This window comes from Streptomyces sp. DT224 (assembly GCF_049844595.1).
Lineage (GTDB): Bacteria > Actinomycetota > Actinomycetes > Streptomycetales > Streptomycetaceae > Streptomyces.
The window spans coordinates 204623-210756 of sequence record NZ_JBNCLI010000011.1 but is presented as its reverse complement, the minus strand read 5'-3'; the positions used below and the strand labels follow the sequence as shown (position 1 = coordinate 210756).

The window sequence follows — 6134 nt, the reverse complement described above, 5'->3', positions numbered from 1 at the left end:
GCGCGGGGATGGTCCCACGTCGTCGAGGTACGACTTGGGGTCGACGTCCTGCTCCCCGCACGCGCGGGGATGGTCCCTTCGGCGGCGACCAGGCCGCACAGATCATCCGCTGCTCCCCGCACGCGCGGGGATGGTCCCACGTCGTCGAGGTACGACTTGGGGTCGACGTCCTGCTCCCCGCACGCGCGGGGATGGTCCCCACCGCGGCGACACCAACAGGCGCGCCGCATCCTGCTCCCCGCACGCGCGGGGATGGTCCCCCCTCGTGGGACTGCTCCGGTTTCGTGTCCGCCTGCTCCCCGCACGCGCGGGGATGGTCCCTGCACCGTGCGCAATCCGTAGTCAGCGGAGAACTGCTCCCCGCACGCGCGGGGATGGTCCCTCCGCGACATGAAATCGGAGTTCAAGACCCTCCTGCTCCCCGCACGCGCGGGGATGGTCCCCGGGGGCTGCATGCACTGCACAGGAAAGCCGGCTGCTCCCCGCACGCGCGGGGATGGTCCCACCTCCGGCAGTCTGGCGACCGCGCCCCTGATCTGCTCCCCGCACGCGCGGGGATGGTCCCAGACCGCCGTCGGTCGTGACCCAACCGAGGTTCTGCTCCCCGCACGCGCGGGGATGGTCCCGGCACCGCGACCGCCGACGACGCCGAAGCGGTCTGCTCCCCGCACGCGCGGGGATGGTCCCGAGCCCTGGTGGCATCGCGCAGCGCGCAGGGCCTGCTCCCCGCACGCGCGGGGATGGTCCCCGGCGCCCCTCCACGCGCGTGAAGTAGATGTCCTGCTCCCCGCACGCGCGGGGATGGTCCCTGATGCCGCACACCGTGCCGTTCGAGCTGTCCCTGCTCCCCGCACGCGCGGGGATGGTCCCCTGCTGGCCGCCAAGGTGCTGCGGGAGTCCCTCTGCTCCCCGCACGCGCGGGGATGGTCCCTCTTCGAAGCGCTCGATCACGGCCGCCTCGCTCTGCTCCCCGCACGCGCGGGGATGGTCCCGCTGCCGTTCTCCTTGGCGATCTGCCCCTTGACTGCTCCCCGCACGCGCGGGGATGGTCCCTGGTTGAGGTGTGCCGGGTGATGAAGGGGCTGCTGCTCCCCGCACGCGCGGGGATGGTCCCTCGGCGGCGCCTGCTGGCTCGGTCGTGACGAGTTGCTCCCCGCACGCGCGGGGATGGTCCCGAAGTGACGTCCACGCCGCCGTACTTGATGGCGCTGCTCCCCGCACGCGCGGGGATGGTCCCCCTGATCGAGGACAAGGAGCCCGGTTGGCTCGCTGCTCCCCGCACGCGCGGGGATGGTCCCGTCCTGTCTCGCCCGTCGCCTCGGAAGCTTTGCTGCTCCCCGCACGCGCGGGCATGGTCCCGTCTCCGCCGTGAACACCGGGATGCGGTCCTGCTGCTCCCCGCACGCGCGGGGATGGTTCCGGGCGCACCGTGACGCTGACATTGGAGGTGTACTGCTCCCCGCACGCGCGGGGCCCTCACCCCGGCAGCAGACTCCCCCGCCGCCCCAGCAGGAACCGCTTGAACGCCGCCACCGGGGCCGTGTCCGGGTGGCCGTCCAGCCAGGCCACGCCGATCTCGCGCACCGCCCTCGGTGCCGTCACCGACAGCTCCACCACGCCCGGGCGGGCCACCGCGGGCGGGGGCAGCAGGGCCACGCCCAGGCCCGCCGCGACGAGGCCACGCAGGGTCTCCGCCTCCTCGCCCTCGAAGGCGACGCGGGGGACGAAGCCCGCCTCCGCGCAGAGGTCGTCCGTGATGCGGCGGAGGCCGTAGCCGGGTTCCAGGGTGACGAAGGTTTCGTCGGCGGCTTCGGCGAGGCGGATGCGGCGGCGGGTGGCGAGGCGGTGGTCCTCGGGGACGACCAGGCGGAGGCGTTGTTCGTCCAGGCGGCGGGCGACCAGGTCGGGGGCGTCCGGGACCGGGGAGGTGAGGCAGAGGTCGAGGCCCCCGGCGCGGAGGCGTTCGATCATGGCCTCGCCGTAGTTCTGGACGAGTTGGAAGCGGACCCGGGGGTGGTCGGCCCGGAAGGCGCGGATGAGGGCGGGGACGGTTTCGGAGCCCAGCGTGTGGAGGAAGCCGAAGGCCACCTTGCCCGCGGTGGGGTCGGCGTCGGCGCGTACCGAGTCGGCGGCCTTCTCCACCTCCGCGAGGGCACGCTCGGCCGAGCCGAGGAAGGTGCGGCCGGCCGGGGTCAGGGAGACCGTGCGGCCCTTGCGCGCGAACAGGGCGACGCCCAGGTCGTCCTCCAGGCGCACCATCGCGCGGGAGAGCGTGGACTGCGGGACGCCCAGTTCCTGCGCGGCGCGTGTGACGTGCTCGTGGCGGGCCACCGCCTCGAAGTACGCGAGGCGCGGTGCGAGGACCGCGCGGATGTCTTCTTCGTAACTGCTCGGTGACAGCCGGGGCTGTGAGCTGCGTTGATGCGCCATGGGATTGATTATTCGCTGTTTGTGCATTGGACGCATGAATCCCTCGCGGCCTACGTTCCTTGCATGCCTCCTGCCAGTACCGGGGCGTCCACCCTCATCGTGGCCGCCTCGACCCAGTCGTCCCCCGTCGCCGACACCGCCGACCGGCTCGCCCCCGGGCGCCCCGGCTACCGCCGGATGAGCTTCGCCCTCTTCGCCGCCGGTGTCGCGACCTTCGCGCTCCTCTACTCCACGCAGGCGCTGCTGCCCGCCGTCTCCGCGTCCTTCGGCGCGACGGCGGGGCAGGCCAGTTGGACGGTCTCCGCCGCGACCGGGGCGCTCGCGCTGTGCGTGCTGCCGCTGAGCGCGCTGTCCGAGCGGTTCGGGCGGCGGCAGATGATGACCGCCTCGCTGGTGATCGCGGTGACGGTCGGGCTGTTCGTCCCGTTCGCGCCCTCGCTGAGCACGCTGATCGCGCTGCGCGCCGTGCAGGGCGCCGCGCTCGCCGGGCTGCCCGCCTCCGCGATGGCGTATCTGGCGGAGGAGGTGCGGCCCAAGGCGCTCGTCGCCGCGATCGGGCTGTTCGTGGCCGGCAACAGCATCGGCGGGATGAGCGGCCGCATCCTCACCGGCTGGATCGCGCAGCTGTGGGGCTGGCGGGCGGCGCTCGGCGCGGTCGGGCTGCTGGCCGTGGCCTGCGCGGTCGTCTTCCACTTCATGATCCCGCGCGCCCGGCACTTCACCCCGGGCACGCTGAACCCGAAAGCGCTCGCGCGTACGGTCGGCTCGCACCTCGCCAATCCGCTGCTGCGGCGGCTGTACGCGATCGGCGCGCTGTTCATGACGGTGTTCGGTGCCGTGTACACGGTCATCGGATACCGGCTCGTGGAGGCCCCGTTCAACCTGCCGCAGGGCATCGTGGGCTCGATCTTCCTGGTGTACCTGGTCGGCACGGTCTCCTCCGCCGCCGCCGGGCGGCTGGTCGCCCGGCTGGGGCGGCGGGGCGCGCTGTACCTCGCCGTCTCCACCACGGCCGCCGGGCTGCTGCTCTCACTGGGCGACCGGCTGGCCGCCGTGCTGCTGGGCCTGGTGCTGATCACGGCCGGCTTCTTCGCCGGGCACGCGGTCGCCTCCTCCTCGGTGAGCCGTACGGCGACGACGGGCCGCGCCCAGGCGTCGGCGCTGTACCAGTCGGCGTACTACCTCGGCTCCAGCGCGGGCGGCACGCTCGGCGCGGTGGCCTTCCACGCCGGCGGCTGGTCGGGCACGGTCGCGCTGGGACTGCTCGCGGTCCTCGGAGTCGTATCCGTCACGCTGTACGGGACGCGGGCCGCCCGCGCCGAACGGCTGCGGCCCGCCGCCGTGGCGCCCGTACAGAACTGAGACATTCGGCGCACAACCAGCCGCTCCCCTTCGCGCATCTAGCAGGCGGAATCACCGCAGTGCGCGCGAAGGGGAGTTGGCGTACATGAGAGCCAGGAAGAACATGCAGAACATATGGGGCATTACGGTCGTACGGGCGCGGAGGGGGCTCGTCCTGTCCGTCGCGGGGCTGACCGCGATACCGGCGTTCGTCCTCGGCACGGGCGGCAGCGCGCAGGCGGCGTCCTGCACGACGTCCACCGGCCCGAACCAGAAGCAGGTCGAGAAGTACCTGGGCCTGAAAGTGGACGGCAGGCAGTCGGCGGCCGACTGCACGAAGATCCGGTCGTTCCAGAGCACGTACGGGGTCACCCCGACCATCGGTTACGCGGGACCGGTCACCTGGCGCACGATGCAGACGCTCACCGCGCAGAAGGCGGCCGGCAAGAACCCCAACAAGGCCGGGAAGTGCCCGACCAACAAGGGGCGCATCGCCTGCGTCGACCTGACGCGGCAGATCAGCTGGATCCAGGACGGCAAGAAGCTGAAGTTCGGGCCGGTGCCGGTGCGGACGGGGCGGGACACGTACGAGACGCGGACGGGCGCCAAGAAGATCTACTGGCGTCACAAGAACCACGTGTCGTCGATCTACCACGTGGCCATGCCGTACTCGCAGTTCTTCGACGGCGGCCAGGCGTTCCACGCGGTCGGCGTGAAGATGTGGAATCCCCCGGGGTCGCACGGCTGCGTCAACATGCGCACCTCGGACGCGAAGTCATACTGGAACCTGTTGAAGAACGGCGACGACGTCTACGTGTACGGCCGCAAGCCGGGGACCTGACGGCTGCCGCTCGCCCCCGTTGTCAGTGCCCCGCTGTAGCTTCCGAAGTGCTGGATGAAGCGAGCGGTGTCACGGCACGACAGGGTGGATCGGCGATGAGCGAACTGACAGCGGCGGCAGCGGGTCCCGGCGCCGGGACCGGCACCGCGGGCGACATCGACAGCCGTCTGGAAGGGCACCGGGTCGAGTTGACCGGTTACTGCTACCGGATGCTCGGCTCGGCGTTCGAGGCGGAGGACGCGGTCCAGGACACGCTGGTACGGGCCTGGCGCAGCTTCGACAGGTTCGAGGGCCGGTCCTCGCTGCGGTCCTGGCTGTACCGCATCGCCACCAACGTCTGCCTCGACATGCTGAACGCGGGCAAGAAGCGGGCCCGGCCGGTCGATCTGACCGGGCCGACGCCGCTCGCCCGGGCCGCGCTCAACCCGCTTCCGGAGAACGCCTGGCTGGAGCCGATGCCGGACGGCCGGATCATCCCGACGACCGACGACCCGGCGGAGGCGGCGGTGGCGCGCGAGTCGGTGCGCCTGGCGTTCGTCGCGGCGCTCCAGCACCTGCCGCCGAAGCAGCGTGCGGTGCTCATCCTGCGCGAGGTGCTGGCGTGGAAGGCCGCGGAGGTCGCGGAGCTGCTCGGCACCTCGGTCGCCTCGGTCAACAGCGCCCTCCAGCGGGCCCGGGCGACCCTGACCGACCACGCGCCCGGGGCCGCCGACGCGGCGGACCCGCTGGACGAGAAGCAGACGGCCCTGCTCGAACGGTACGTGGCGGCCTTCGAGGGCTACGACATGAAGGCGCTGACCGCCCTCCTCCACGAGGACGCGGTGATGACCATGCCGCCGTTCGACCTGTGGCTCCGGGGCCACGACGACATCACCGGGTTCATGACGTCCCTGGGCGCGGGCTGCGCCGGCTCCCGCCTGCTCGCGACCTCCGCGAACGGCACCCCGGCCTTCGCCCACTACAAGCCGGACCCGGAGGGCCCGGGCTTCGTCCCCTGGGCGGTCCAGGTCATCGACATCGAGGACGGCGCGATCACGGGCCTGCACTGCTTCCTGGACGCGCCTCGGTGGTTCCCGCTGTTCGGGCTGCCGGAGCGGCTGGAGGCGGATGTGGTGTGAGGGGGCGGGTGGGGCGAGGGCTGGTCGTGGGGCGGGTGGGGCTCGCGAGCCGACTGCCTACCCGGCGCCCTGTGTGAGGACACCCCCCAGCCCCACCAGCTCCAGCAGCGTCCGCAGTTCCGGCGGGGTCCCGCGCAGGCGCAGCTCGCAGACGCCCGTCCTGCGGGCTGTCAGGGAGAGACGGGCGATCGCCTCGACCGTCGTCAGGTCGGGGTGGACGACGCCGCTCAGGTCGCAGTACACCGTGGTGGGGTCCGCGGACGTTGTCAGGAGTGTTTCCAGGTCGGCGCACAGGCGCGGCACGGCGTCGCGGGTGACGTGGCCGGAGACGATGAGCGCGGCCGGGGGCGGGGCTTCCATACCCTGGCAGACCCGGGGCCGCGCCGAAATTCACCGCACCGGGC

5 protein-coding genes and 1 CRISPR repeat array are annotated in these 6134 nt (G+C 72.4%); of the genes, 3 read left to right on the top strand and 2 right to left on the bottom strand.

Annotation, left to right across the window (positions count from 1 at the left end; translation table 11 throughout):
* Positions 1-48: 48 nt before the first annotated feature.
* Positions 49-1420: a CRISPR direct-repeat array (repeat unit 29 nt; unit sequence CTGCTCCCCGCACGCGCGGGGATGGTCCC).
* Between the two features lie 56 nt (positions 1421-1476).
* A complete protein-coding gene (locus tag ACLQ2N_RS27145) occupies positions 1477-2430 on the bottom strand; it encodes a LysR family transcriptional regulator (RefSeq protein WP_425816820.1) in 954 nt (317 codons plus the stop codon).
* A 63-nt stretch (positions 2431-2493) separates the two neighbouring features.
* On the opposite strand from ACLQ2N_RS27145, the gene ACLQ2N_RS27140 reads away from it, so the two are divergent.
* The 3 genes from ACLQ2N_RS27140 to ACLQ2N_RS27130 all read left to right on the top strand — a co-directional run bounded on the left by ACLQ2N_RS27140 (position 2494) and on the right by ACLQ2N_RS27130 (position 5730).
* A complete protein-coding gene (locus tag ACLQ2N_RS27140; protein WP_425816818.1) occupies positions 2494-3792 on the top strand; it encodes an MFS transporter in 1299 nt (432 codons plus the stop codon).
* A 103-nt stretch (positions 3793-3895) separates the two neighbouring features.
* Complete coding sequence (locus ACLQ2N_RS27135) at positions 3896-4612, top strand: L,D-transpeptidase (protein ID WP_425817115.1); 717 nt, start codon at positions 3896-3898, stop codon at positions 4610-4612.
* Between the two features lie 95 nt (positions 4613-4707).
* On the top strand, positions 4708-5730 hold the full coding sequence (locus tag ACLQ2N_RS27130; RefSeq protein WP_425816816.1) for a sigma-70 family RNA polymerase sigma factor: 1023 nt from the start codon (positions 4708-4710) through the stop codon (positions 5728-5730).
* A gap of 57 nt (positions 5731-5787) precedes the next feature.
* On the opposite strand, the gene ACLQ2N_RS27125 is transcribed toward ACLQ2N_RS27130, so the two are convergent.
* On the bottom strand, positions 5788-6090 hold the full coding sequence (locus ACLQ2N_RS27125) for an STAS domain-containing protein (RefSeq protein WP_425816814.1): 303 nt from the start codon (positions 6088-6090) through the stop codon (positions 5788-5790).
* Positions 6091-6134: the final 44 nt, after the last annotated feature.

Excerpts from the sequence above, each read along its gene's own strand:
- ACLQ2N_RS27145 (WP_425816820.1), bottom strand. The coding sequence starts at position 2,430 with ATGGCGCATCAACGCAGCTCACAGCCCCGGCTGTCACCGAGCAGTTAC.
- ACLQ2N_RS27140 (WP_425816818.1), top strand. The coding sequence starts at position 2,494 with ATGCCTCCTGCCAGTACCGGGGCGTCCACCCTCATCGTGGCCGCCTCG.
- ACLQ2N_RS27135 (WP_425817115.1), top strand. The coding sequence starts at position 3,896 with ATGCAGAACATATGGGGCATTACGGTCGTACGGGCGCGGAGGGGGCTC.
- ACLQ2N_RS27130 (WP_425816816.1), top strand. The coding sequence starts at position 4,708 with ATGAGCGAACTGACAGCGGCGGCAGCGGGTCCCGGCGCCGGGACCGGC.
- ACLQ2N_RS27125 (WP_425816814.1), bottom strand. The coding sequence starts at position 6,090 with ATGGAAGCCCCGCCCCCGGCCGCGCTCATCGTCTCCGGCCACGTCACC.